At 68.3% G+C, this 24,084-nt stretch carries 22 protein-coding genes and 3 pseudogenes; 20 read left to right on the top strand and 5 right to left on the bottom strand.

Annotation, left to right across the window (positions count from 1 at the left end; all coding sequences use genetic code 11):
• Positions 1–60: 60 nt before the first annotated feature.
• A complete protein-coding gene (purD, locus tag G6N07_RS15940; protein WP_085188455.1) occupies positions 61–1,335 on the top strand; it encodes a phosphoribosylamine--glycine ligase in 1,275 nt (424 codons plus the stop codon).
• On the opposite strand, the gene G6N07_RS15935 is transcribed toward purD, so the two are convergent.
• Positions 1,325–2,158 (bottom strand): alpha/beta hydrolase, encoded by an 834-nt coding sequence (locus G6N07_RS15935; RefSeq protein ID WP_085188457.1) that lies wholly within the window; start codon positions 2,156–2,158, stop codon positions 1,325–1,327. The two genes, purD and G6N07_RS15935, sit on opposite strands and share 11 nt — an antisense overlap.
• Positions 2,159–2,258: 100 nt before the next feature.
• Between G6N07_RS15935 and G6N07_RS15930 the strand changes: the two genes are divergently transcribed.
• The 4 genes and pseudogenes from G6N07_RS15930 to G6N07_RS20515 all read left to right on the top strand — a co-directional run.
• Positions 2,259–2,897, top strand: a complete 639-nt coding sequence (locus G6N07_RS15930; RefSeq protein ID WP_085188459.1) for a TetR/AcrR family transcriptional regulator — start codon at positions 2,259–2,261, stop codon at positions 2,895–2,897.
• Positions 2,898–2,958: 61 nt separating this feature from the next.
• Positions 2,959–4,383, top strand: coding sequence for an APC family permease (locus G6N07_RS15925; RefSeq protein ID WP_085188599.1), 1,425 nt, complete (start codon positions 2,959–2,961; stop codon positions 4,381–4,383).
• Positions 4,384–4,483: 100 nt separating this feature from the next.
• On the top strand, positions 4,484–5,902 hold the full coding sequence (gene purB, locus G6N07_RS15920) for an adenylosuccinate lyase (protein WP_085188461.1): 1,419 nt from the start codon (positions 4,484–4,486) through the stop codon (positions 5,900–5,902).
• Positions 5,903–5,920: 18 nt separating this feature from the next.
• Positions 5,921–6,046 (top strand): annotated as a pseudogene (locus G6N07_RS20515) (cytochrome P450); the annotation flags it as partial.
• Between the two features lie 36 nt (positions 6,047–6,082).
• Here G6N07_RS20515 and G6N07_RS15915 read toward each other — a convergent pair.
• On the bottom strand, positions 6,083–6,700 hold the full coding sequence (locus G6N07_RS15915; RefSeq protein WP_085188462.1) for a hypothetical protein: 618 nt from the start codon (positions 6,698–6,700) through the stop codon (positions 6,083–6,085).
• A gap of 30 nt (positions 6,701–6,730) precedes the next feature.
• Between G6N07_RS15915 and G6N07_RS15910 the strand changes: the two genes are divergently transcribed.
• The 4 genes from G6N07_RS15910 to G6N07_RS15895 are packed head-to-tail and all read left to right on the top strand — an operon-like array spanning position 6,731 to position 11,022.
• Positions 6,731–7,636 carry a phosphoribosylaminoimidazolesuccinocarboxamide synthase gene (locus G6N07_RS15910; protein ID WP_085188465.1) on the top strand — a complete coding sequence of 302 codons (906 nt, stop codon included), beginning with the start codon at positions 6,731–6,733 and terminating at the stop codon, positions 7,634–7,636.
• Positions 7,633–9,768 (top strand): S9 family peptidase, encoded by a 2,136-nt coding sequence (locus tag G6N07_RS15905; protein ID WP_085188466.1) that lies wholly within the window; start codon positions 7,633–7,635, stop codon positions 9,766–9,768. Before G6N07_RS15910 ends, G6N07_RS15905 begins: the two co-directional genes overlap by 4 nt.
• Entirely contained in the window at positions 9,761–10,258 is a 498-nt protein-coding gene (locus G6N07_RS15900; protein WP_085188468.1) for a glutathione peroxidase, read from the top strand. The genes G6N07_RS15905 and G6N07_RS15900 overlap by 8 nt, the downstream gene beginning before the upstream one ends.
• Positions 10,259–10,317: 59 nt before the next feature.
• Positions 10,318–11,022 carry a DUF2334 domain-containing protein gene (locus G6N07_RS15895; protein WP_085188470.1) on the top strand — a complete coding sequence of 235 codons (705 nt, stop codon included), beginning with the start codon at positions 10,318–10,320 and terminating at the stop codon, positions 11,020–11,022.
• A gap of 11 nt (positions 11,023–11,033) precedes the next feature.
• Here the strand turns inward: G6N07_RS15895 and G6N07_RS15890 are convergent, their stop codons facing one another.
• Positions 11,034–11,687: an MBL fold metallo-hydrolase gene (locus G6N07_RS15890; protein WP_085188601.1), complete on the bottom strand. Its 654-nt coding sequence runs from the start codon at positions 11,685–11,687 to the stop codon at positions 11,034–11,036.
• A 115-nt stretch (positions 11,688–11,802) separates the two neighbouring features.
• On the opposite strand from G6N07_RS15890, the gene purS reads away from it, so the two are divergent.
• Both purS and purQ read left to right on the top strand, forming a co-directional pair.
• Entirely contained in the window at positions 11,803–12,042 is a 240-nt protein-coding gene (gene purS / locus G6N07_RS15885; RefSeq protein ID WP_085188472.1) for a phosphoribosylformylglycinamidine synthase subunit PurS, read from the top strand.
• Positions 12,039–12,713: a phosphoribosylformylglycinamidine synthase subunit PurQ gene (gene purQ, locus G6N07_RS15880; RefSeq protein ID WP_085188474.1), complete on the top strand. Its 675-nt coding sequence runs from the start codon at positions 12,039–12,041 to the stop codon at positions 12,711–12,713. The genes purS and purQ overlap by 4 nt, the downstream gene beginning before the upstream one ends.
• Positions 12,714–12,760: 47 nt before the next feature.
• Here purQ and G6N07_RS15875 read toward each other — a convergent pair whose 3' ends face one another.
• Entirely contained in the window at positions 12,761–12,994 is a 234-nt protein-coding gene (locus G6N07_RS15875; protein ID WP_085188476.1) for a hypothetical protein, read from the bottom strand.
• Between the two features lie 37 nt (positions 12,995–13,031).
• Between G6N07_RS15875 and G6N07_RS20510 the strand changes: the two are divergent.
• The 9 genes and pseudogenes from G6N07_RS20510 to purF form a co-directional block, all read left to right on the top strand.
• Positions 13,032–13,174, top strand: a pseudogene (locus tag G6N07_RS20510) (dicarboxylate/amino acid:cation symporter); the annotation flags it as partial.
• 75 nt (positions 13,175–13,249) lie between these two features.
• Positions 13,250–14,512 (top strand): M18 family aminopeptidase, encoded by a 1,263-nt coding sequence (locus G6N07_RS15865; RefSeq protein ID WP_085188478.1) that lies wholly within the window; start codon positions 13,250–13,252, stop codon positions 14,510–14,512.
• A 15-nt stretch (positions 14,513–14,527) separates the two neighbouring features.
• Positions 14,528–14,875, top strand: a complete 348-nt coding sequence (locus G6N07_RS15860) for a VOC family protein (protein ID WP_085188480.1) — start codon at positions 14,528–14,530, stop codon at positions 14,873–14,875.
• Between the two features lie 444 nt (positions 14,876–15,319).
• Positions 15,320–15,457, top strand: a complete 138-nt coding sequence (locus G6N07_RS15855; protein ID WP_163784230.1) for a hypothetical protein — start codon at positions 15,320–15,322, stop codon at positions 15,455–15,457.
• Between the two features lie 289 nt (positions 15,458–15,746).
• Entirely contained in the window at positions 15,747–16,979 is a 1,233-nt protein-coding gene (locus G6N07_RS15850) for a cation:proton antiporter (RefSeq protein ID WP_085188482.1), read from the top strand.
• Positions 16,980–16,988: 9 nt separating this feature from the next.
• Positions 16,989–19,334 (top strand): phosphoribosylformylglycinamidine synthase subunit PurL, encoded by a 2,346-nt coding sequence (gene purL / locus G6N07_RS15845; protein WP_085188484.1) that lies wholly within the window; start codon positions 16,989–16,991, stop codon positions 19,332–19,334.
• Positions 19,331–21,088, top strand: coding sequence for an alpha/beta hydrolase (locus G6N07_RS15840; RefSeq protein ID WP_085188486.1), 1,758 nt, complete (start codon positions 19,331–19,333; stop codon positions 21,086–21,088). Before purL ends, G6N07_RS15840 begins: the two co-directional genes overlap by 4 nt.
• Positions 21,089–21,211: 123 nt before the next feature.
• Positions 21,212–21,604 carry a sterol carrier family protein gene (locus G6N07_RS15835; RefSeq protein WP_085188488.1) on the top strand — a complete coding sequence of 131 codons (393 nt, stop codon included), beginning with the start codon at positions 21,212–21,214 and terminating at the stop codon, positions 21,602–21,604.
• A gap of 102 nt (positions 21,605–21,706) precedes the next feature.
• The gene (purF, locus tag G6N07_RS15830) at positions 21,707–23,272 is read left to right on the top strand and encodes an amidophosphoribosyltransferase (protein WP_085188490.1); all 1,566 of its coding nucleotides are present in this window, start codon (positions 21,707–21,709) and stop codon (positions 23,270–23,272) included.
• Positions 23,273–23,309: 37 nt separating this feature from the next.
• On the opposite strand, the pseudogene G6N07_RS15825 reads toward purF, so the two are convergent.
• Positions 23,310–23,994, bottom strand: a pseudogene (locus tag G6N07_RS15825) (NAD(P)H-binding protein); the annotation flags it as partial.
• Positions 23,995–24,084: the final 90 nt, after the last annotated feature.

Raw genomic sequence — 24,084 nt, 5'->3', positions numbered from 1 at the left:
GTGAGCGGTGCCGTCTTGCGGAGCTGCGACTGTATGCCGCGATGGGTCTAGGGTGCACATGTGCGCGTCCTGGTGATCGGATCCGGTGCTCGTGAACATGCCCTCCTTCTGGCGTTGCGCCGAGACCCCGAAGTCGAGGCGCTGGCGGTCGCACCCGGCAACCCCGGCATGGCCGCGATCGCCGACCAGCACGACGTCGACATCACCTCCGCTGAGGCCGTCACCGAACTCGCCCGCCGGGTCGGCGCGGACCTCGTCGTCATCGGGCCCGAGGTGCCCTTGGTGCTGGGGGTGGCCGACGCCGTCCGTGCCGCCGGGATCGCGTGCTTCGGCCCCAGCAGGGACGCCGCCCGGATCGAGGGGTCGAAGGCCTTCGCGAAAGAAGTGATGAACGCCGCCGGTGTGCCCACCGCGGCCAGCGAGATCGTCGACAATCCGGCACACCTCGACGCCGCCCTCGACCGCTTCGGCCCGCCGGCCGGAGAGGCCGCGTGGGTGGTCAAGGACGACGGACTGGCCGCGGGCAAGGGCGTGGTGGTGACCGCCGACCGCGATGCGGCGCGCGCCCACGCCGCGGGCCTGCTCGACTGCGGCCATCCGGTTCTGCTCGAGTCCTTTCTCGACGGTCCCGAGGTGTCGCTGTTCTGCGTCGTCGACGGCGAAACCGTGGTGCCTCTGCTCGCCGCACAGGACTTCAAACGTGTCGCTGACGGCGACACCGGGCCCAACACCGGCGGTATGGGCGCCTACGCGCCGCTGCCGTGGCTGCCCGCCGACGTCTACGCCCGAATCGTCGACGAGATAGTCAAGCCCGTTGCAGCGGAGATGGTTCGGCGTGGCAGCGCGTTCTCGGGCCTGCTGTACGCGGGCTTGGCGATCACGTCACGCGGACCGGCCGTCGTCGAGTTCAACTGCCGCTTCGGTGACCCGGAGACCCAATCGGTGCTCCCACTACTCGATTCCCCGCTGGGTCAGCTACTGCACGCCGCAGCGACCGGGCGGCTCGCGCAGTTCCCGGAGCTGCGGTGGCGCGACGGCGCCGCGGTGACGGTGGTGGTGGCCGCCGAGAACTACCCCGGACGGCCCCGTGTCGGCGACGTGATCGCCGGGGCCGAGGCCGACGGCGTGTTGCATGCCGGCACCGCCCGCCGCGCCGACGGCGCCATTGTGTCGTCCGGCGGCCGGGTGCTGTCCGTGGTGGGTACCGGCGCCGACCTCGATGCCGCCAGGGCCGCCGCGTACTCGATCCTTTCTTCGATCCGCTTGCCGGGCAGCCACTTCCGCCACGACATCGGACAGACGGCAGCCGAAGGCAAGATCGTCGTCAAGCGCTGACGAGCGGTGCCATCCAGGTGACCTCCGCGGGCAGCTGCGAGCTCCAGAACCTGCCGTCGTGCCCGCCGGGGGAAAACCCGCCGGCCGGTGGATTCGGCAGCTGCGCGACGAATTGCCGGGTCGCCGAGTAGAAGGGATCCGACGTGCCGCAGTCGATCCGGATGGGGATCGACGAGAATTCCGGACGGCCCCACACGCTGTTGGCGGCGTAGTCGTCGGCGCCGTCGAACGCCCCCGGTGCGCTCGCGCCCGCCGACGTCCACAGCGCCGGGCTGACCGCGCAGATCGCCGCAGTGCGTTGCCGGCCCAGCCGAGCGCCCAGCAGGAGGGCTCCGTAGCCGCCCATCGACCAGCCGAGGAATCCGACGCGCGACGTGTCGAGACCCATCGTGCCTAGCATCGGGAGTAGCTCGTCGAGCACCATGGCCCCGGAATCCTCACCGGAAGCACGCTTGTGCCAATAACCTCCGCCACCGTCGACCGCCACGACCGCGAACGGGGGGAGGCCGGCGGCGACCGCTTCCGCCAGACCGTGCTCGACTCCGCCGGCCATCACCTGGGCCCCGTCGGCACCCTTGCCGTGCAGTGCGATCACCGGACGCAGCGCACCCGTCTGCCCCGGTGCCCGCGCGATCGCCCAGTTGGTCTCGATCCCGCCGCGGGCGGCCGACACGAACGAACCCGTGAGGTAGGTGGGCGCCGGCGGGGCCGCTGCGGCCGGGATGGCGACGGCAAGCGCGTGCGCACCCGCCGCGCCTGCGGCCGCACCTGCGGCAAGGCGCAGGGCGGCGCGGCGACTCAGGCGCGAGGACATGGCGGCCATCTTGCCACCGGAGCACCGCCGTCCCGTCCGCGGCCGACCTGCCTGAAGAAAGCGTGGGGTTTGCGCGAAACGACGATGCCCGACCTGGGTGGCTGGCAGCATGCTAACCGTGACGGCAGCAGTCACTCCCAAGGGGGAACGCAGGCGGTATGCGCTGGTCAGTGCGGCGGCTGATCTCCTGTGTGAAGGAGGATTCGACGCCGTCCGGCACCGCGCGGTGGCCAGCCGCGCCGGCCTGCCGCTGGCGTCGACGACCTACTATTTCTCGTCGCTGGACGACCTGATCGTCAAGGCCGTCGAATACGAGGGAATCCGGGAGGCCGAGCGCCTGCGGCAACGGGTGGCGGCGTTGTCACGGCGCCGACGCGGCGCGGAATCGACCGCGGACGTGTTGGTGGACCTGCTACTCGGCGCGCCCGACGCCCGCGGCAGCGAGGAGTTGATCTCCCGCTACGAACGCTACATCGCGTGTGCCCGGCAGCCGGCGCTGCGCGACGTCCAGCGCCGCATCCTGCGCCAGCGCACCGACGCCGTCGTCGCGGTGATGGAGCGCTCGGGCCGGATGGTGCGTGCGGAGTTCCTCACCGCACTGGTCTGCGCCCTCGACGGTGCGGTGGTCGCCGCCCTGGTCGGCGACGGGGACAGTCCGCGCGCCACCGCACGGGCCACGCTGATCGACGTCATCGACGTCCTGGCACCGGCGGGCGGAGCGCAGGTCCGGCAACGATTGCGGCAATGACGCTGCGTTGACGTCGTCGCGGCCCGATGATGATGACCGGGCAACAGTGACGGAGGAACGCATGAGCCAACCAGACACGGTCAGGCAGCAGCCCGAGTTGCGGCGGGTGATGGGTCCCGGCCTGTTGCTGCTGTTCGTCGTCGGCGACATCCTCGGCACCGGCGTCTACGCGCTGACCGGTGACGTGGCCGCCGAAGTCGGTGGGGCAGCGTGGCTACCATTCCTGGTGGCCTTCCTCATCGCCACCATCACCGCGTTCAGCTACCTGGAACTGGTCACCAAGTACCCGCAGGCGGCGGGGGCTGCGCTCTACGCCCACAAGGCTTTCGGACTGCAGTTCGTCACGTTCCTGGTGGCTTTCGTGGTGATGTGCTCGGGCATCACGTCGGCCTCGACGGCGTCGCGGTTCTTCGGTGCGAACCTCGTCGAGGGTTTCGGCCTGGACTGGGGCACAGGTGGGGTGGCCGCCGTAGCGCTGGGCTTCATGGCCGTCCTGGCGGCGGTGAACTATCGGGGCGTCGGCGAGAGCATCAAACTCAACGTGGTCTTGACCATCATCGAGGCCACCGGCCTGATGCTGGTGCTGTTCGTGGGCCTGTGGGCCTTCACCCGCGGTGGCGACGTGGACTTCAGCCGCGTCGTGGCCTTCGACACCGACGGCGACAAGAACGCGTTCATGGCCGTCACGGCGGCGACGTCGCTGGCGTTCTTCGCGATGGTCGGATTTGAGGATTCGGTGAACATGGCCGAGGAGACCAGGGATCCGGTCAAGACCTTCCCCAAGGTTCTGCTCTCCGGGCTGACCATCGCCGGCATCGTCTACATGCTCGTCGCCGTGGTGGCGGTGGCGCTGGTGCCTGTCGGCGAACTCGCCGACAGCGACACCCCGTTGGTGGAGGTCGTCAAGGCCGGGGCGCCCAGCCTGCCGATCGACGACCTCTTCCCGTTCATCTCGATGTTCGCGGTCTCCAACACCGCGCTGATCAACATGCTGATGGCCAGCCGGCTGATCTACGGGATGGCCCGCCAACACGTGTTGCCGCCGGTGCTCGGCGCCGTTCACCCCCGACGGCTGACGCCCTGGGTGGCGATCCTGTTCACCACGCTGCTCGCGTTCGGCTTGATCTTCTACGTCAGTGTGTTCGCCAGCAGCAGTGCGATCGCGGTGCTCGGGGGTACGACGTCGTTGCTGCTGCTGGCGGTGTTCGCCGTCGTCAACGTCGCGGTGCTGCGGCTGCGGCGTGACCTGCAGGCCGACGGCCGGCACTTCACGACGCCGACGGTGCTGCCGGTGATCGGCTTCGTCGCGTCGCTGTATCTGGTGCTGCCGTTCTCCGGCCGCCCGGCCCAGCAGTACTACGTCGCGCTGATCCTCGTCGCGATCGGGATCGTGCTGTTCTTCATCAACCGGCTGATCAACCGCCGCCTCGGCCTCCGTGACGCCGGGATCACCGGCCCCACCCACCCCGCGAAGCGGTCCGACTGAGCGTCGGCGTCACGATGCCGCCGGTGGTGTCCTCGCCGTAGGTGGTGGCGTCCTCGGCAGTCAGCGGCCCTGCCCGATCCGCGCCGTAAGCTGTGTGTCTGTGACGATCCCGAACGTGCTGGCCAACCGCTACGCCAGCGAGGAGATGGTGGCGATCTGGTCGCCGGAAGCGAAGATCGTCGCCGAGCGCCGACTGTGGCTGGCGGTGCTGCGGGCGCAGGCGGAACTCGGTGTCGAGGTGCCCGACGGGGTGGTGGACGACTACGAACGCGTCCTCGAGCACGTCGACCTGGCGTCGATCGCGGCGCGCGAACGGGTCACCCGCCACGACGTCAAGGCGCGCATCGAGGAGTTCAACGCGCTGGCCGGTCACGAGCACGTGCACAAGGGTATGACGAGCCGCGACCTCACCGAGAACGTCGAACAAGTGCAGATCCGCCGCTCACTGGAGCTTGTGCACGCCCACGGGGTCGCCGTCGTGGCGCGGCTCGCCGAGCGCGCCGTCAGCTACCGCGACCTGGTGATGGCCGGCCGCAGCCACAACGTCGCGGCCCAGGCCACCACCCTCGGCAAGCGGTTCGCCTCCGCCGCCGAGGAGACGCTGATCGCGCTGCAGCGGGTCGAAGAGCTGACCGCGCGTTATCCCCTGCGCGGCATCAAGGGCCCGATGGGCACCGCCCAGGACATGCAAGACCTGCTCGGCGGCGACACCGCCAAACTGGCCGGCCTCGAGCGGCGCGTCGCCGAATTCCTCGGTTTCCGAGACGTCTTCACCAGCGTGGGCCAGGTGTACCCGCGCTCGCTCGACCATGACGTCGTCTCCGCCCTGGTGCAGCTGGGCGCGGGTCCGTCCTCGCTGGCGCACACCATCCGGCTGATGGCCGGCCACGAACTGGTGACCGAGGGCTTCGCACCGGGCCAGGTCGGTTCGTCGGCCATGCCGCACAAGATGAACACGCGGTCGTGTGAACGGGTCAACGGCCTGCAGGTGGTGCTGCGCGGCTACGCCTCGATGGCCGCCGAACTGGCCGGTGCCCAGTGGAACGAAGGCGACGTGTCCTGCTCGGTGGTGCGCCGGGTGGCGCTGCCCGACGCGTTCTTCGCGATCGACGGGCAGACCGAGACGTTTTTGACCGTGCTTGACGAGTTCGGCGCCTATCCGGCCGTCATCCAGCGCGAACTCGACCGCTACCTGCCGTTTCTGGCCACTACCCGCATCCTGATCGCCGCCGTGCGGGCCGGCGTCGGCCGGGAGACCGCGCACGAGGTCATCAAGGAGCACGCGGTGGCCGTCGCGCTGGCCATGCGCGAGAAGGGGAGGGAACCCGACCTGCTGGACCGGCTGGCCGCCGACCCGCGACTGCCGCTCGACCATGTGGCCCTCGAGCAGGCGCTGGCCGACAGGCAGGCGTTCAGCGGGGCCGCCGGTGACCAGGTCGACCGCGTCGCCGAGGCCGTCGACGAGTTGGTCAGCCGCTATCCGGAGGCCGCCAAGTACACCTCGGGCGCCATCCTGTGACCCGTGCGGCGGGGCAGCGAGGATCTGCCGATCGCCGGTCAGGTGCTCGACATGATGGACGATCCGCGGCACTCGCCGCTCCGCCGGTTGGTGAGCTCGGGTTCGACCCAGCGGATATTTCGGCGCCGAGCACGAGCGTCACGAGCGGGGGGTGCCGGCGGATCGTGCACCAGTCGCAGCTCACAAGTGGCGGGCGATGCCTGCGGCCCGCAGTTCCAGCGCCGCCAGCCCGCGGATGGCGGCGACGTCCTGGGTCCGCCACGCTTCGACCGGGTCGCTGTCGACGCTGACCAGCTTGGCCAGCGGCCGGTTCGCCAGCGCTCGCAGCGCCAGCAACTGCTGACCCGCGGGGGTGGCGGCCAGCGTGGTCGCGGTCCACTTACGGCGAACGAACCGCACCCGCAGGTACACCCACGGCATCGCCACTGCCAGGATCGGCGGCGACGCGACTGCCAGCGCCAGCACCCAGGCCAGCCAAGAGGCGGTGGTGTCGAGGTCGTGGCCGGCGTTGGCGATGTCGAGCGCGGCCTCGCCTGCGGCGTTGAGCGGGCCGCGCAGTGCGCCACCGAGCAGTGGTACGTCGTTGGTCCGGTCGCCCGCGGACTCGAGGTTGTCGGCGATACCGTTCGCCCCCTCCTCCACCTGCCGGCCGACCTGCGCGATGGTCGCCACCGCAGTGTGCACTGCCATCCCGACGAACAGCCAGATCAAGACCCACACCGCGATGACGATGTCGCTGATCAGCTGGACGAGCAGACGGCCGGGGGTGGTGGCGTAGGGCACAAACCGCGAAGTCATGGGTGTGATGCTGCCCGATAGGCTGGCCCGATGCGCCCCGCCCTGTCCGACTACCGGCATCTGGCCAGCGGCAAGGTTCGCGAGCTGTACCGCATCGACGACGAGCACTTGCTGTTCGTAGCGACCGACCGCATCTCGGCCTACGACCACATCCTGCCCTCACAGATCCCGGACAAGGGCCGCATCCTCACCGCGATGAGCGTGTTCTTCTTCGACCTCATCCGGGAACGAACAGGCGCCCCCAACCACCTCGCGGGCCCACCCGACGACGCGCGGATTCCCGAGGAGCTGCTCGGCCGCGCGCTGGTGGTGCGCCGGCTGGAGATGCTGCCCGTCGAATGTGTTGCGCGCGGATACCTCACCGGGTCCGGGCTGGTCGACTACCGCAAGACCGGCACCCTTTGCGGCCTGACGCTGCCGCCCGGACTCACCGAGGCCAGCAAGTTCACCGAACCGCTCTACACGCCGGCGTCCAAGGCCGAACTCGGCCAGCACGACGAAAACATCGACTATGCCGCCACCGTTCGCCTGGTCGGGGAGACGCGCGCCGAACAGTTGCGTGAGCGCACACTGCAGATCTACACCCAGGGCGCCGGACACGCGCTGACGAAGGGAGTCATCATCGCGGACACCAAGTTCGAATTCGGGGTCGATCAGTCGGGTGAGCTGGTGCTCGGTGACGAGGTTTTCACGCCGGATTCGTCGCGGTACTGGTACGCCGACGCCTACCGCGAGGGCGAGGTGCAACCCAGCTACGACAAGCAGTTCGTCCGCAACTGGCTCACCGGTGCCGAGTCCGGCTGGGACCGCGCCGGAGACCATCCGCCGCCTCCACTGCCCCCCGAGATCGTCGATGCGACGAGGTCGCGCTACATCGAGGCCTATGAACGTATCTCGGGGCTGAGCTTCGCCGCGTGGATCGGAGCCGGCGCATGACTGCGCCGCCGCAGGCCAAGCGGGCCGCACACCGCCGCGAACACCACGGCGACGTCTTCATCGACCCCTACGAGTGGCTGCGCGACAAGTCCGACCCCGAGGTGATCGCCTACCTTGAGGCCGAGAATACCTACACCGAAGAGCAAACGGAGCATCTGGCGCCTTTGCGGCGGAAGATTTTCGACGAGATCAAAGCCCGCACCAAGGAGACCGACCTGTCGGTGCCGACCCGGCGCGGCGACTGGTGGTACTACGGCCGCAGCTTCGAGGGCAAGCAGTATGGCGTGCACTGCCGTTGTCCTGCAGCCGGTGCCGGCGACTGGACACCTCCGCTGCTCGACGAAAACACCACGATCCCGGGTGAGCAGGTACTGCTCGACGAGAACGTCGAGGCCCAGGGCCACGAGTACTTCGCGCTGGGAGCGGCCACCGTAAGCATCGACGGCAATATCCTGGCCTACTCCGTCGACACCGTCGGCGACGAGCGGTACACGCTGCGGTTCAGAGACCTTCGCACCGGTGAGCAGTACGACGACACGATCGTCGGTATCGGAGCGGGCGCGACCTGGGCCGCCGACAACCGCACCCTGTACTACACCACCGTCGACGACGCGTGGCGGCCGGACACCGTGTGGCGACACCGGCTGGGCGGGGGCTCGCCCGCCGAGCGGGTGTACCACGAACCGGACGACAAGTACTGGCTGGGCGTCGGTCGCACCCGCAGCGAAAAATACCTCATCATCGCCGCAGGCAGCGCCGTCACCTCGGAGGTGCGCTACGCCGACGCAGCCGATCCGGACGCGCAGTTCGCCGTGGTGTGGCAGCGCCGCGACGGCGTCGAGTACTCCGTCGAACACGCGGTTGTCGGCGGTGAGGACCGGTTTCTCATCATGCACAACGACGGCGCGGAGAACTTCGCGCTCGTCGAGGCGCCGGTGGCCGATCCGACCGCGTTCCGCACGCTCGTCGAACATCGCGAGGATGTGCGGCTCGACGCGGTAGACGCGTTCGCCGGACACCTCGTGCTGAGCTACCGCGCCGAGGCGCTGCCCAAGATCCAGTTGTGGCCGCTGGCCGCCGACGGAACCTACGGGCGCGCCGAGGACATCACCTTCGACACCGAATTGACCTCGGCGGGTCTGGGCGGCAACCCGAACTGGGATGCACCGAAACTCCGCATCGGAGCGACGTCTTTCGTTATCCCGGTGCGGATTTACGACGTCGACCTCGCAACGGGGGAGCGGACGCTGCTGCGCGAGCAGCCGGTGCTCGGCGGGTACCGGCCCGAGGACTACGTCGAACGGCGGGAGTGGGCGATCGCCCCGGACGGCGCGCGGGTGCCGATCTCGATCGTTCACCGTGCGGGCCTGCAGTTCCCGGCACCGACCCTGCTGTACGGCTACGGCGCCTACGAGTCCTGCGAGGACCCGCGGTTCTCGATCGCCCGGCTCTCGCTGCTGGACCGCGGCATGGTCTACGCCGTCGCCCACGTCCGCGGCGGCGGCGAACTGGGCCGCCCGTGGTACGAGCACGGCAAGCTGCTGGAGAAGGGCAACACCTTCACCGATTTTATCGCGGTGGCAAGGCATCTCATCGCCACCGGCACCACCCGACCGCAGAACCTGGTGGCGCTCGGCGGAAGCGCGGGCGGTTTGCTGATCGGCGCGGTTGCCAACCTGGCGCCCGAACTGTTCGCGGGCTTCCTCGCGCAGGTGCCGTTCGTGGATCCGTTGACCACCATCCTCGACCCGTCGCTGCCGCTGACGGTCACCGAATGGGACGAGTGGGGAAACCCCCTCGAGGACGAGGACGTTTACCACTACATGAAGTCCTACTCGCCCTACGAGAATGTCCTCGCCAAGGACTATCCGCCGATCCTGGCGATGACCTCACTCAACGACACCCGCGTCTACTACGTCGAACCGGCGAAATGGGTTGCCGCCCTGCGGCACACGAAGACCGACACGAACCCGGTTCTACTCAAGACCGAGATGAGCGCCGGCCATGGCGGCATCAGCGGACGGTACGAACGGTGGAAGGAAGCTGCATTCCAGTACGCCTGGGTGCTTGCGACGGCCGATCCGGACGGTGACTGCGGTTGGCGGCGTGCGGTAGCGTCCGGGCATGACTGAGTCCTACCTGCTCGACATCGAGCTCAACACACTCGACGGCACCTCGACGTCTCTCAGGGAGCTCGCCGACGGTGCCGTGCTCGTGGTCAACGTTGCGTCGAAGTGCGGACTCACTCCGCAGTACAGTGCGCTGGAGAAGTTGGCCCAGGACTACGGAGACCGCGGGCTCACGGTGATCGGTGTGCCGTGCAACCAGTTCATGGGCCAGGAACCCGGTACGGCCGAAGAGATCCAGACTTTCTGTTCGACCACCTACGGCGTGACGTTCCCGCTCCTGGCCAAGACCGACGTCAACGGCGCGGACCGTCACCCCCTCTACGCCGAACTGACGCAGACGCCCGACGGCAGCGGCGAGGCCGGTGAGGTGCAGTGGAACTTCGAGAAGTTCCTGCTCGCGCCCGGCGGCCAGGTGGTCAACCGATTCCGCCCGCGTACCGAACCGGACGCCCCCGAGGTCATCTCAGCCATCGAGGCCGTGCTGCCGAAATAGACAGCTGCCGTCGACGTCACGGCAACCGTCGAGACACCTGCGATTGTCATGCTGCACGCGTGGCTGGACAACTGATCGTCTCGATCTCCCACGTCAGTGCCCGTACCCTCACCGATGTCGCCGGGTTCCGCGCCGAACTCGACGCCCGCGGTGTGCCGGTGTCGTTCCTGGTCGCGCCGCGTCTCAAGGGCGGCTACCGACTCGACCGCGACGCTCCCACCGTCGAATGGCTGCGCGAGCGGCGCACATCCGGCGACGCGATCGTGCTGCACGGTTTCGACGAGGCCGCCACCAAGAAACGGCGTAGCGAGTTTGCCTCGCTCGCCGCGCACGAGGCCAACCTGCGACTGATGGGCGCCGACAGGGTGCTCGAGCATCTAGGGCTGCGCACCCGGCTGTTCGCCGCGCCGGGGTGGACGGTGTCGCAGGGGACCGTGACCGCCTTGCCCGGCAACGGCTTTCGGATCCTCGCCGGGCTCGGTGGCGTGACCGACCTGGTCCGCGGTACGACGGAGCGGGCGCGCGTGGTGGGCGTCGGCGCCGGGTTCCTGAGCGAACCCTGGTGGTGCCGCTCGGTGGTGCTCTCGGCCGAACGGACCGCCCGTCGCGCGGGCATGGTGCGCCTCAACGTCTCCGCCAAGCAACTCGGCGGGATCGGGCCACGGCGGGCCGTGCTCGACGCGGTCGACCTCGCGTTGATGCACGAGTGTGCGCCGCTGGTGTACCGGTGGGAGGCGCGTGCGGCGTTGCGAGACGCCGCCTAGACCGGCGCGGTTCAGAACTGTGTGCCGTTCTCCTCGTCGAGGACCTGGAAGTCGGTGTCGGTCATCTCCGTCAAACGGCCGTAGAAGATCCCGCGGGCACTCGGGTCGATGATGCCCTGGTGGATCGGCACCGCGCGGGCCGGTGCGACTGCCCTGAGATAGTCGACCGCTTCGGAGATCTTCAGCCACGGCGCCGCCGCGGGAGTGGCCAACACGTCGACCGGTTCACCCGGTTCGAACAGGGCGTCGCCGGGGTGCATCAGCCGCGCCGGATGGTCACCGTCGCCGACGAGGTACGAGATGTTGTCGATCTCAGGGAGTTCGGGATGGATGATCGCGTGATGGCCGCCGACCCCGCGAACGGTCAGGTGGCCGATCGTGAGCTCGTCCCCGGCGTGCACGGCGCACCACGAGCCCCCCAGCTGCTGGGCAGTCTGCGGATCGCAGTACAGCGAGGCCTGCGGGTTCGCGTCGAGCAGCCCGGGTAGCCGATTGACGTCGGCGTGGTCGGGATGCTGATGGGTGATCAGGATCGCCGACAGCCCCGTGATGCCCTCGAATCCGTGGGAGAACGTACCCGGATCGAACAACACCGTTGTCTCGGACGCGGAACCGTCGGGAAAGCTCGCCAGTAGGCACGAATGGCCGAAATGGGTCAATTGCATGGCTACATTGTTGCGCTCCGGCGCGGCCGGGGGTGCGGTTCGAACGTGGTTGCTGGTGGACAGCGGCTCATTCCGGTAGACGGCGAAGCGCCACGACACCGGTAAAGTCGTCGTCGTGGCGAAGGTGGTGGTGCACGTGATGCCCAAGGCGGAGATCCTCGACCCCCAGGGTCAGGCCATCGTCGGCGCCTTGAGGCGCCTCGGTGTGACCGGTGTCTTAGATGTCCGGCAAGGCAAACGATTCGAATTGGAGATCGACGGCGACGTCACAGACGAGACGGTGGCCGAGATGGCCGAATCGCTCCTGGCGAACACCGTCATCGAGGACTGGTCGGTCACGAGGGAGGGTGCATGAACGTGCGGGTAGGGGTCATCACCTTCCCGGGATCGCTCGACGACATCGACGCCGCCCGTGCGGTGCGGCGGGTCGGGGGTGAGCCGGTCAGCCTGTGGCACGCCGACGCCGACCTCAAGGGTGTCGACGCGGTCATCGTGCCCGGGGGCTTCTCTTACGGCGACTACCTGCGGGCGGGCGCGATCGCCAAGTTCGCGCCGGTCATGGGTGAGGTCGTCCGCGCCGCCCAGGGTGGCATGCCGGTGCTGGGGATCTGCAACGGCTTCCAGGTGCTCTGCGAAGCAGGCCTGCTGCCCGGGGCGTTGACCCGCAACATCGGTCTGCACTTCATCTGCCGCGATACCTGGCTGCAGGTGGCCTCGAACACCTCGGCGTGGACGACGCGGTACGAGGACGGCGCCGACCTGCTGATCCCGCTGAAGTCGGGCGAGGGCCGCTACGTCGCCAGCGAGAACGTGCTCGACGAGCTCGAAGGTGACGGCCGGGTGGTATTCCGCTACCGCGAGAACCTCAACGGCTCGATGCGGGACATCGCCGGCGTCAGTTCGGCCAACGGACGTGTCGTCGGCCTCATGCCGCACCCCGAACACGCCACCGAGGCGCTCACCGGTCCCTCCGACGACGGGCTCGGACTGTTCTACTCGGCGCTCGACGCGGTGCTCACCGTCTGAATTCCGTGCGCTGGAGCCATCCGGACCGGTGTTCGGTTCGAGCGGTGTTAGTCGATCCTGAGGTGCTGCGCGCCGTTGCGGTCCTCACACGTCAAATACCGGCAGCGCGTCGAGCGGCGCTGGTTGAACCGGAACCTGAACCCGTCGCACAGCCAGCCCACCACCTCATCCGGGTCGGTCGACCACACAGGGCGCCCGCGTCCATCCGGCGCCGTGACATCGCCGAGATGTACCGGGCTGCCGTGCAGCCGGGCGCGGGTGATCTTGACCTGTTGACTCACGATGCCAGCACCGCATCCCACTGGTGTTCGATGTAGCGGCGCACACGGGGCCGTGCTCAACTACATGATCGTCGTCATGTTCCTCGCCCAGGCACGTGGCATCGAGCTGAGTTTCGGTCAGATCGCGCTCGGCATGGGGGTCTCGCGATCCTGCTCAACATGGCCACGATCACCGTTCCTCTCCGCTGAGACCTCGCCGGCGGTGAACACGCCCCTCGTTCACGATGAGCCGGTTCGCTGCGTCAAGATGAAACGATGCCAGCCAGCCCGCAAAGCCTGTGCGCCTTCATCGATGCCTCGCCGTCACCGTTCCATGTGTGCGGCACCGTCGCGGATCGACTGCGCGCCGCCGGGTTCACCGAACTCTCCGAAGGCGACCAGTGGCCGTCGGAGGCCGGTGACTATTTCACCGTGCGCGCCGGGTCGCTGGTCGCGTGGCGGGCCGGTGCGGATCCACGCGTGCCCTTCCGCATCGTCGGCGGTCACACCGACAGCCCGAATCTGCGCGTCAAGCAGCACCCTGACCGTTTCGTAACCGGTTGGCGCATCGTAGCTTTGCAGCCCTACGGCGGTGCGTGGCTGAATTCGTGGCTGGACCGGGACCTGGGAATCAGCGGTCGGCTGTCGGTTCGGGTGGGGGACCGGATCGAACATCGGCTGATCCGCATCGACGAGCCGATCCTGCGGGTGCCGCAGTTGGCGATTCACCTGTCCGACGACCGCAAAGGGGTCAGCCTGGACCCGCAGCGGCATGTGAACGCGGTGTGGGGTGTGGGAGCTTCGGCCGCGTCGTTCATGGGTTGGGTCGCCGAGCGGGCGGGCGTGGCCGCGGACGCTGTGCTCGCCGCGGATCTGATGACCAACGATCTGACACCGTCGACGTTGGTCGGCGCGGACCGGGAATTGGTCAGTGCGCCACGCCTCGACAATCAGGCGACGTGTTATGCGGGACTGGAGGCGTTGTTGGCCGCGCGGCCGGGCGACCACGTGGTTCCGGTGCTGGCGCTGTTCGACCACGAAGAGGTGGGCTCCACCTCCGATCACGGCGCGCAGTCGGAGCTGCTGCCGACGGTGTTGGAGCGGATCACCTTGGCGGCAGGCGGACACCGAGAACACCTGTTGCGCAGGATGTCCGGTTCGGTGGTCGCCTCCGGGGACATGGCGCACGCGACGCATCCGAACTACCCGGAGCGGCACGAACCCGGGCACCTGATCGAGGTGAACGCCGGTCCGGTACTCAAGGTGCAGCCCAATCTGCGCTACGCCACCGACGGACGCACGGCGGCGGCGTTCGCGCTGGCCTGCGCGCAGGCCGGTGTGCCGATGCAGCGCTACGAGCATCGGGCTGACCTGCCGTGTGGGTCGACGATCGGGCCGATGACCTCGGCGCGCACCGGTATCCCCACGGTGGATGTCGGCGCGGCGCAGCTGGCCATGCATTCGGCGCGCGAGCTCATGGGCGCGGCCGACGTCGCGGCGTACTCCGCAGCGTTGCAGGCGTTTTTGTCGCCGGCCTGACTTAGGGTCGGTTTCATGGCGATGACTGTGGAGATGATCACCTTCGACTGCACCGACCCCGACGCGCTGGCTCAGTGGTGGGCCGAGGCGCTCGGCGGCGAGGTGACTCCTTTTGCCCCGGGTGAGTTCGTCGTCGTCATCCGGAATGACCGACCGCGGCTCGGTTTCCAGAAGGTGTCGGACGTGACGCCGGGGAAGAATCGTGTGCACATCGACTTCACCGCGGGCGATGTCGTGGCAGAAGTGACCCGACTGATCGGGATGGGCGCCTCGGAGAGGGGCGCGCACAGCTTCGGCGACGACTTCAGCTGGGTCGTGCTGGCCGACCCCGCGGGCAACGAGTTCTGCATCGCCGGTGCATGATCTTTGCTGTATGCCGCCTCTGGGTACTTTTCCGTTGCGGAAGTGTGTTTGGCTGGCTCTCGGCTCTCACTGTCGGTTCCATTCGTGAGCGTTCATGGACAGGGGTTCAGCGAAGCCGCTGAAGAATGCTCAATATTGCCCATCGCGTAGGTATGCCCATCGCGTAGGTATGCCCATCGCGTAGGTAATTGCGAGTGGCCGCGGTGGATTGGCGCGCCGTGAGCCTGACGAAGTCGCTGAGCTGCGCGCGCAAGGATCATGAGGGCCTCTGGTGTGCGCATTCGCGAGCACTCTCTGAGCGTGCGCGGCCGATAGAGGTTGGCACGTCGCGATGACGATGGGCCTCACGGCTCCGTCGGCCAGCGCGCTGCCTCTTATCGAAGCGAGGGCGGGTACCGCCGAGGTGCAGAACTTCGCGTTGACCGACCCGCTGAACCTCGGTATGTGCCGGCATTCCCGTCGCTCATCGTCGATGAGGTGACGTTCACCGACACGGTGGTCGACGGCGCTGCGCTGACCGCGTCCTCGGTCCGCTGCTGTCGCAACTCCTCGGCCCGGAAGGTGCCGCGTTGGCGCCCGTGATCGGTGGGCTTCTCGGGGGCGCACGTGTTCCGATCGTGGTCGGCTTCGGTCTCGGGCCGCGATACCGGCACGCAGGACAACAGTGACACCAGTACCAGTGACACCAAGTACCGGTGACACCAAGTACCAGTGACACCAGTAACAGTTACATCAGCAACAACGCGGCGGCGCAGCCGCCTCCGCGAGGCACCAGGGCCTCCTGCCACCGACTCGGGGGAAGAGTCGGACCGGCAGGAGGCCTTGTCGCGTTCCGGTCGACAACCGTGCTCCTCCTGGAAAGATCGCCGTCGTGCTGCTGTCCCTGATCGCCGTATCGGCGGTGCTGGCCGGGTGGGGGGTGCTGGCCAGCCGCATGGAGCGGTGGCGCGTCACCGCACCCATGGGGATCGTCCTGGCCGGCGTGGTGATCGGACTGGCCACCTCCGATCGCGTCGCGGACGGACTCAACACCGAGGTCGCCGAACACGTCGCGGAGATCATCCTGGCCATCCTGCTTTTCGTCGACGCCACCGACGTCCGCGGCGGGCTGTTCGGCTACGAACCCAAGGCCGCCATGCGGATCCTGTTCGTCGCGCTGCCGCTGGGTGTCGCCCTCGCCCTGGTGTTCGGACTGTGGCTGCTGCCCGGTTCGTCGTGGGCGGTGCTGCTGGTCATCGCATGCATCGTCGTGCCGATCGACTTCGCGCCGGTGTCGTCGATCCTGCGGGACCGCCGGGTGCCCGAACGTGTGCGTGACCTGCTCAACGTCGAGGCCGGCTACAACGACGGCATCATCTCGCCGCTGTTCATCTTCGCCCTCGTGCTCGCCGACCAGCAATCCCGCGCCGACACTCCGCTGCAGGCCCTCGAAGCGGCGATACCGCAGGCCGCCAAGGCCATCACCGTCGGCCTGGTGGTCGGCACCCTCCTCGCCCTCGCCGCCAACACCGCGCAACGGCGGGCCTGGGCCACCCACCAGTCCAATCGACTGGTCCTGGTCGCCGCGCCGCTGCTGGCTTTCGGCCTGAGCCTGTCCATCGACGGCAACGGCTTCGTGTCGGCGTTCGTCTGCGGCATCGCCTTCAAATTCCTGCGGCACTCCCACGACATCCGCCGGGATCTCGAACTCGTCGACGACGTCGGCTTCCTGCTCACCGTTGGCATGTGGTTCGCCTTCGGCGTGGCCGCGGTGGCGATCTTCGAAGTCGGCATCACCCTGGGCGCCGTCGTGTTCAGCCTGCTGGCGCTCACGGTGGTCCGCATCGTCCCGGTCCTTATCGGCATGCTCGGCACCCGCTTCAACCGGCCCGAACGCCTCCTGGTCGGCGCACTCGGACCCCGGGGGACCACCACGATCGTGTTCGGCCTGCTGGCGTTCAACGTGCTGGATCAACCCGATGAACACACTGTCGGCCTGGTCGTCGTGCTGTGCGTCCTTGGCAGCGTCATCCTGCACGGCGTCGCCGCACCGGCGATCGCCCATGCCTATGCCGCGCGGCGCCCGTCCTCCCGCGACGCGGAGCACAGTGGCCCGGGGAAATAGACTGTCTGCGTGACGCAGGAGCTTGCCCCCACGCTGGACACCGTCGAGCGTGCCGCAGCCACCCCCGACCAGCCCCAACCATTCCGCGAACTCGGCCTCAAGGACGACGAGTACCAGCGTATCCGCGAGATCCTCGGCCGTAGGCCCACCGACGCCGAACTGGCGATGTACTCGGTGATGTGGAGCGAGCACTGCTCGTACAAGTCCTCGAAGGTGCATCTGCGCTATTTCGGGGAAACCACCACCGAGAAGATGCGCGCGACGATGCTCGCCGGCATCGGCGAGAACGCCGGGGTCGTGGACATCGGCGACGGCTGGGCGGTGACCTTCAAGGTCGAGTCCCACAACCACCCGTCCTACGTCGAGCCCTATCAGGGCGCGGCCACCGGCGTCGGCGGCATCGTGCGCGACATCATGGCGATGGGCGCGCGCCCGGTCGCGGTGATGGATCAGCTCCGCTTCGGCGCCGCCGACGCCCCCGACACCAAGCGGGTGCTCGACGGCGTGGTGCGCGGTGTAGGCGGATACGGCAACTCGCTGGGCCTGCCGAACATCGGTGGCGAGACCGTCTTCGACCCCTCTTACGCCGGCAACCCACTCGTCAACGCGCTGTGCGTCGGCGCCATGCGCAAGGAAGACCTGCACCTGGCGTTCGCGTCCGGGGCGGGCAACAAGATCATCCTGTTCGGGGCGCGCACTGGGCTCGACGGCATCGGTGGGGTGTCCGTACTGGCCAGCGAGACGTTCGGCGGCGACGAAGGCGACGGACACGAAGCCGGAGGCGGAGCTGGACCGTCGAGGGCGCCGGGTCGCAAAAAACTCCCCTCCGTGCAGGTCGGTGACCCCTTCATGGAGAAGGTGCTCATCGAGTGCTGCCTCGAGCTCTACGCCGCGGATCTGGTGGTCGGCATCCAGGATTTGGGTGGCGCCGGCTTGTCTTGCGCCACATCTGAACTCGCATCGGCCGGCGACGGTGGCATGCATGTCGAACTCGACCAGGTCCCGCTGCGTGCGGCCAATATGACTCCCGCCGAGATCCTGTCGAGCGAGTCACAGGAACGGATGTGCGCGGTCGTCACGCCCGACAACGTCGACGCGTTCCTCGAGGTATGCCGTAAGTGGGACGTGCTCGCCAAGGTGATCGGCGAGGTCACCGATGGGGACCGACTCGTGATCACCTGGCACGGCGACACCGTCGTCGACGTCCCCCCGCGCACCGTCGCGCATGAAGGACCGGTCTACGAGCGCCCCGTCGCCCGCCCCGACAGCCAGGACGCCCTCAACGCCGACAGCTCCGCCAATCTGCCGCGACCTGCCACCGGCGATGAACTGCGCGCCACCCTGCTCGCCATGGTCGGCAGTCCGCACCTGTGCAGCCGCAGCTACATCACCGAGCAGTACGATCGCTATGTGCGCGGCAACACCGTGCTCGCCGAACAGGCCGACGGCGGTGTGCTGCGCATCGACGAGGCCACCGGTCGCGGTATTGCGGTCTCGACCGACGCCTCCGGCCGCTATACCGCACTCGATCCGTACACCGGCGCACAGCTCGCGCTGGCGGAGGCTTACCGCAACGTCGCGGTCACCGGCGCGACACCCGTCGCGGTGACGAACTGCCTGAACTTCGGCTCCCCCGAGGATCCTGGTGTGATGTGGCAGTTCAGCCAGGCGGTGCGCGGCCTGGCCGACGGCTGTACCGCCCTTGGTATCCCGGTCACCGGCGGCAATGTCAGCTTCTACAACCAGACTGGGACGACCGCGATTCTGCCCACCCCGGTCGTCGGTGTGCTGGGAGTGCTCGACGACGTCAAGCGGCGTGTTCCCACCGGCTTGGGCACCGAACCGGGCGAGACGCTGATCCTGCTGGGCGAAACCCGCGACGAATTCGACGGCTCGATCTGGGCGCAGGTCACCGCCGGGCACCTGGGCGGGCTTCCTCCCAAGGTGGATCTCGAGCGGGAGAAGCTGCTGGCCGATGTGCTCACTGCCGCGTCTCGTGACGGGTTGATCAGCGCGGCACACGATCTCAGTGAGGGCGGGCTGATCCAGGCGGTCGTCGAGGCCGCCCTGGCCGGTGAAACGGGTTGCCGCATCCTCATTCCCGAGAACGTGCAGGACGGCACAGGTCCGTTCACGTTCCTCTTCAGTGAGTCCGCCGGCCGCGTGGTCGTCGCGGTGCCCCGCACCGAGGAGAGCCGCTTCCGCTCGATGTGCGAGGCCCGCGGCCTGCCCACCACCCGAATCGGTGTGGTGGACCCCGGAAGCGACGCGATCGAGGTGCAGGGCCACTTCACGGTGTCGCTGGCGGAGCTGCGCACGACCTCCGAGGGCGTGCTGCCCGGACTGTTCGGGTGAGAGCGCAGACCCACCACATCGTCGGTGACACCGTCACCGACACCCCCGAACCCCAGCGCCGCCGGCCCGTGTTCCTCTGGGCGTGGGACCTGATCCGGCTCGACTTCGCCGGCGTCACCGTCGGTGCCCTGTTCTTCTGCCTGTCCCTGACTCCGTCGCTGTTACCGCGGGACTGGCTGTTCCAAGGCCTCATCGGCGGGGTGAACGCCGCAATCGGATACGGCATCGGCGTCTTCATCGCCAAGATCACGGCGCGGTTCGTCTTACGAGGCAGACGCTCGTGGCGGCCGTCGCAACGGAGGCCGTACCTGCTCGAGGCGGGCATCGTCGGGCTGGCGATTGCCGCGTGCGTCCTCATGCTGGTGCCCGCCGCTGCCTGGCAACGGCAGATCTCGACGGAGATGGGTCTACCGGGCCCGGAGATCTCCGGTTACCTCCGTGTGCTGGTTGTCTCGGCGCTGGTCGGCGGGGTGTGCGTGGCGGTCAGCCGGGTGCTCCTCGCCATCGTCAAGACGCTGGCCCGCTGGCTGATCCGCCGGTGGCGGTTGAGCGACGAGATGGCGTTGCTGATCGGCACCGTCGTGATCGTGGTGCTGCTCGTCACCTTGATCAACGGCGTCCTGATGCAGGGGTTCCTGGCCGCCGCCGGCCGCGTTTTCCAGCCGCAGAACTCCACGACCCGCGAGGGCGTCAGCCAGCCCGTCGAGCCCGAACGATCCGGCAGCCCGGCGTCGTTGGCGGCGTGGGACAGCCTCGGCTACCAGGGCCGCAACTTCGTCGCCAGCGGCCCCGACGCAGAGGATATCGAGCGGGTGAACGGCAGGCCCGCACAGGAACCGATCCGGGTCTACGCCGGTCTGCAGACGGCCGACACCGACGAACAGCGAATCGCCGTGCTGCTCAGTGAACTGGAGCGGACCAGGGCCTTCGACCGTGAGCTCTTGGTGATCGTGCCGACCACGGGGACCGGATGGGTCAACCCCGTCGCCGCCCGCGCCATCGAGCTGATGTACGACGGTGACACCGCCATGGTGGCGATGCAGTATTCCTATCTGCCGAGCTGGATCTCGTTCCTCGTCGATCAACAGCGGTCGATGGAGTCGGGTCGCATGCTGATCGACGCGGTCCAGCAGCGATGGTCGCAACGGCCGCCGCACCAGCGGCCGAAACTCGCCCTCTACGGCGAGAGTCTGGGTTCGATGGCCGGCCAGGCCGCGTTCGCGTGGCTACCAGATATCGCCGACATGGGATTCTCCTCGGTGCTGTGGGTGGGACCGCCCAACGCCAGCCCGCTGTGGAAGGCCATCACGGAGCGTCGCGATCCCGGCACCCCGGAGGTCGAGCCACGCTACGACGGGGGCCGCACCGTGCGGTTTTCCCAGGCGTCCGATCCGGACGAGATCGCGCGCGACACAGCCGCTCCGTGGGAGGGCACCCGCGTGCTGTTCCTGCAGCATGCGTCCGACCCGATCGTCTGGTACTCACCGGATCTGCTCACCGCCCGCCCCGACTGGCTGCGCGAGCCGGCGGGTTCCGACCGCACCGCGTCGATGCGCTGGTACCCCATCGTGACGTTCTGGCAGGTCGGTGCGGATATGACCAATGCGTCCAGCGTGCCAGGCGGACACGGCCACAACTACGGCGAATCGGTGCTCGACGGGTGGGCCGCCGTGGCACCGCCGCGGGGGTGGACCCCAGACGACACTGCACGTATCCGCGCGGTCCTCCGGGAATCGGACGGCCCGGAATACTGATGCTGGGCAACCTACCGCGTTCGCACTCGCCACTGCGCTGGTCGCGTTGCCGCGGTGATCCTCGGCAGTCTTCCCGGGCCACACGGTCGGCGGCGGTGGCTGTCGGCTTTGCGACACTGAGGTATGGCAGCCCGCCGCAACACCGATCCTGCGCAGACCCGCGCGGCGGTGGCCGCTGTCGTGGACTGGCTGCGTGACGACACCGCGCCGGCCCCCGAACGCAACGGGATCGCCGAGGCGGTCAGATTGACCGCGCGCACCCTGGCCGGCTTGGCCCCCGGCGCCAGCGTGGAGCTGCGGGTTCCGCCGTTCGTCGCCGTGCAGTGCGTCGCGGGGCCCGCTCACACCCGGGGCAATCCGCCCAACGTGGTGGAGACCGACCCGCGCACCTGGCTGCTCGTCGCCACCGGGTTGTTGCCCTTCGACGAGGCAGCGGCGACCGGTGCGCTGCGGCTGTCCGGATCTCGCGCCGCTGAGCTGGGCAATTGGCTGCCTGTGGTGGCCCTGGGAATGTAGTGGCGGAAATAGGTGTTTCATGACGTGGCGCTGATTCCCCTAACCGGGTATGTAGCCGTAGACTCAGCACGTCACCCACAGCCCCTTGGGAGCAGCCATATCGTGAGCGCCCACGACGACATCGAGCCCGAGAACGATCCCCGTGAAGAATGCGGCGTCTTCGGCGTCTGGGCGCCCGGCGAGGATGTGGCCAAGCTCACCTATTACGGCCTTTATGCGCTACAACACCGTGGCCAGGAAGCGGCGGGCATCGCCGTGGCCGACGGCTCGCAGGTTCTGGTGTTCAAGGATCTCGGACTGGTCAGCCAAGTGTTCGATGAACCGACGCTGGCCGCCATGCAGGGTCACGTCGCCATCGGGCACTGCCGCTACTCGACCACGGGATCAACCACCTGGGAGAACGCCCAGCCGGTCTTCCGCAACACCCTCGCCGGCACCGGAGTGGCCGTCGGTCACAACGGCAACCTGGTCAACACCACCGAACTGACCGCCCGCGCGCGCGAGGCAGGCCTGATCAACGGCCGCACTCCCGGCGCGGCGACCACCGACTCGGACATCCTGGGTGCGCTGCTGGCCCACGGCGCCGCCGACGCCACCGTCGAACAGGCGGCGCTGGACCTTCTGCCGACCGTGCGCGGCGCGTTCTGCTTGACCTTCATGGACGAGAACACCCTCTATGCCGCCCGCGACCAGTACGGCGTGCGCCCGCTGTCGCTGGGAAGGCTGGACCGTGGCTGGGTGGTGGCGTCGGAGACCGCTGCGCTCGACATCGTGGGCGCGTCGTTCGTCCGCGACATCGAACCGGGCGAGCTGCTGGCCATCGACGCAGACGGTGTGCGGTCGACCCGCTTCGCCAACCCCACTCCCAAGGGTTGCGTCTTCGAATACGTCTACCTGGCTCGGCCCGACAGCACGCTGGCCGGCCGTTCCGTACACGCCACCCGCGTCGACATCGGCCGCCGGCTGGCCAGCGAGATGCCGGTCGAGGCCGACCTGGTGATCGGCGTCCCCGAATCGGGAACGCCCGCCGCCGTGGGCTACGCGCAGGGCTCGGGTATTCCGTACGGCCAGGGGCTGATGAAGAATGCTTACGTCGGCCGGACGTTCATCCAGCCGTCGCAGACGATCCGCCAGCTCGGCATCCGGCTCAAGCTCAACCCGCTCAAGGAAGTCATCCGCGGTAAGCGGCTGATCGTCGTCGACGATTCGATCGTGCGCGGCAACACCCAGCGTGCGCTGATCCGAATGCTGCGTGAGGCGGGAGCCGTCGAAGTGCACGTCCGGATCGCCTCCCCGCCGGTGCGCTGGCCGTGCTTCTACGGCATCGACTTTGCCACACCCGCCGAGTTGATCGCCAACGGTGCCGAGGACGAGGACCAGATGCTCGATGCCGTCCGCCGCGCGATCGGGGCCGACACCCTGGGCTACATCTCGCAGCAGGGCATGATTGCGGCCACCGAACAGCCTGCGTCACGGTTGTGCTCGGCCTGCTTCGACGGCAACTACCCGATCGAACTTCCGAATGAGTCGGCACTGGGCAAGAACGTCATCGAGCACATGCTCGCAGCGGCCGCCCGCAGTGGCATCCCGCTGGAGAAGGTCGACGACGACAACGCTTCCTATTCGGCCTCCTATTCGGCGACCGCGGGACTGAACCGCACCAGGTGACGCCTGCCGCCCTTCGCCGCTGTTCCAGTCTCCTGGAGCGCATGGCCTCCCCGTACTTGAGCACGTCCGGTCCGCCGATGTCCCACGTCCGCGATGTGGGTACCGCCGCGGTGGCCGCCGCCACCAAGTAGTGCCGCCACCAAGTAGTACAGGGTGTCGTCGATGGAGATCGGCTGAATCTTGTTGTGCACCCACTTCGGTGCGGTCATAACGGGCAGGCGCTCGGTGAGGTGGCGGATCATCTGGAACGAGGCGGAGCCTGATCCGATCACGATGCCGGCCTGTAGCACCACGGTCTCGATGCCCGAGTCGACGAGGATGTCGCCGACTGCAGCATGCGATGCCAGGTGCCGCGAGAGCTCCGCGCCGTCCGGGTGCAGGCCACCCAGGTAAACCACCCGGCGGACCCCCGCGGCACGGGCGGCCCCCACCACGTTGCGGGCGGACTCGGCCTCCTCGGCGACGAAGTTCTTCGACGTGCCCATCGAGTGCACGAGGTAGTAGACGACGTCCATCCCGTCGAATGCCCCCGCCAACGACTCGGGTTCGGTCAGGTCGCCCTGCGCCACCTCCATCTGTGAGCGCCATGCGGCGTCTTCCAGCTTGGCAGGAGTACGAGCCATCGCGCGGACCTGCAAGCCACGGTCGAGCAATGCGGGCACGAGTCGACCGCCGATGTAGCCGGTAGCGCCCGTCACCAAGCACCGGATGTTGTCAGGCACTCCAAATCTCCGTTCGTTGCCGTCTCGTGTGATTCGGACCGGTAGGCGCACGGATGATCGCAGAACCGCTCAGGCAAATCCACACCCGGG

The sequence above is a fragment of the Mycolicibacterium doricum genome (assembly GCF_010728155.1).
Taxonomy (GTDB): domain Bacteria; phylum Actinomycetota; class Actinomycetes; order Mycobacteriales; family Mycobacteriaceae; genus Mycobacterium; species Mycobacterium doricum.
Note: the sequence above shows the minus strand (reverse complement) of the source record. Positions and strands in the feature narration are given on the sequence as shown.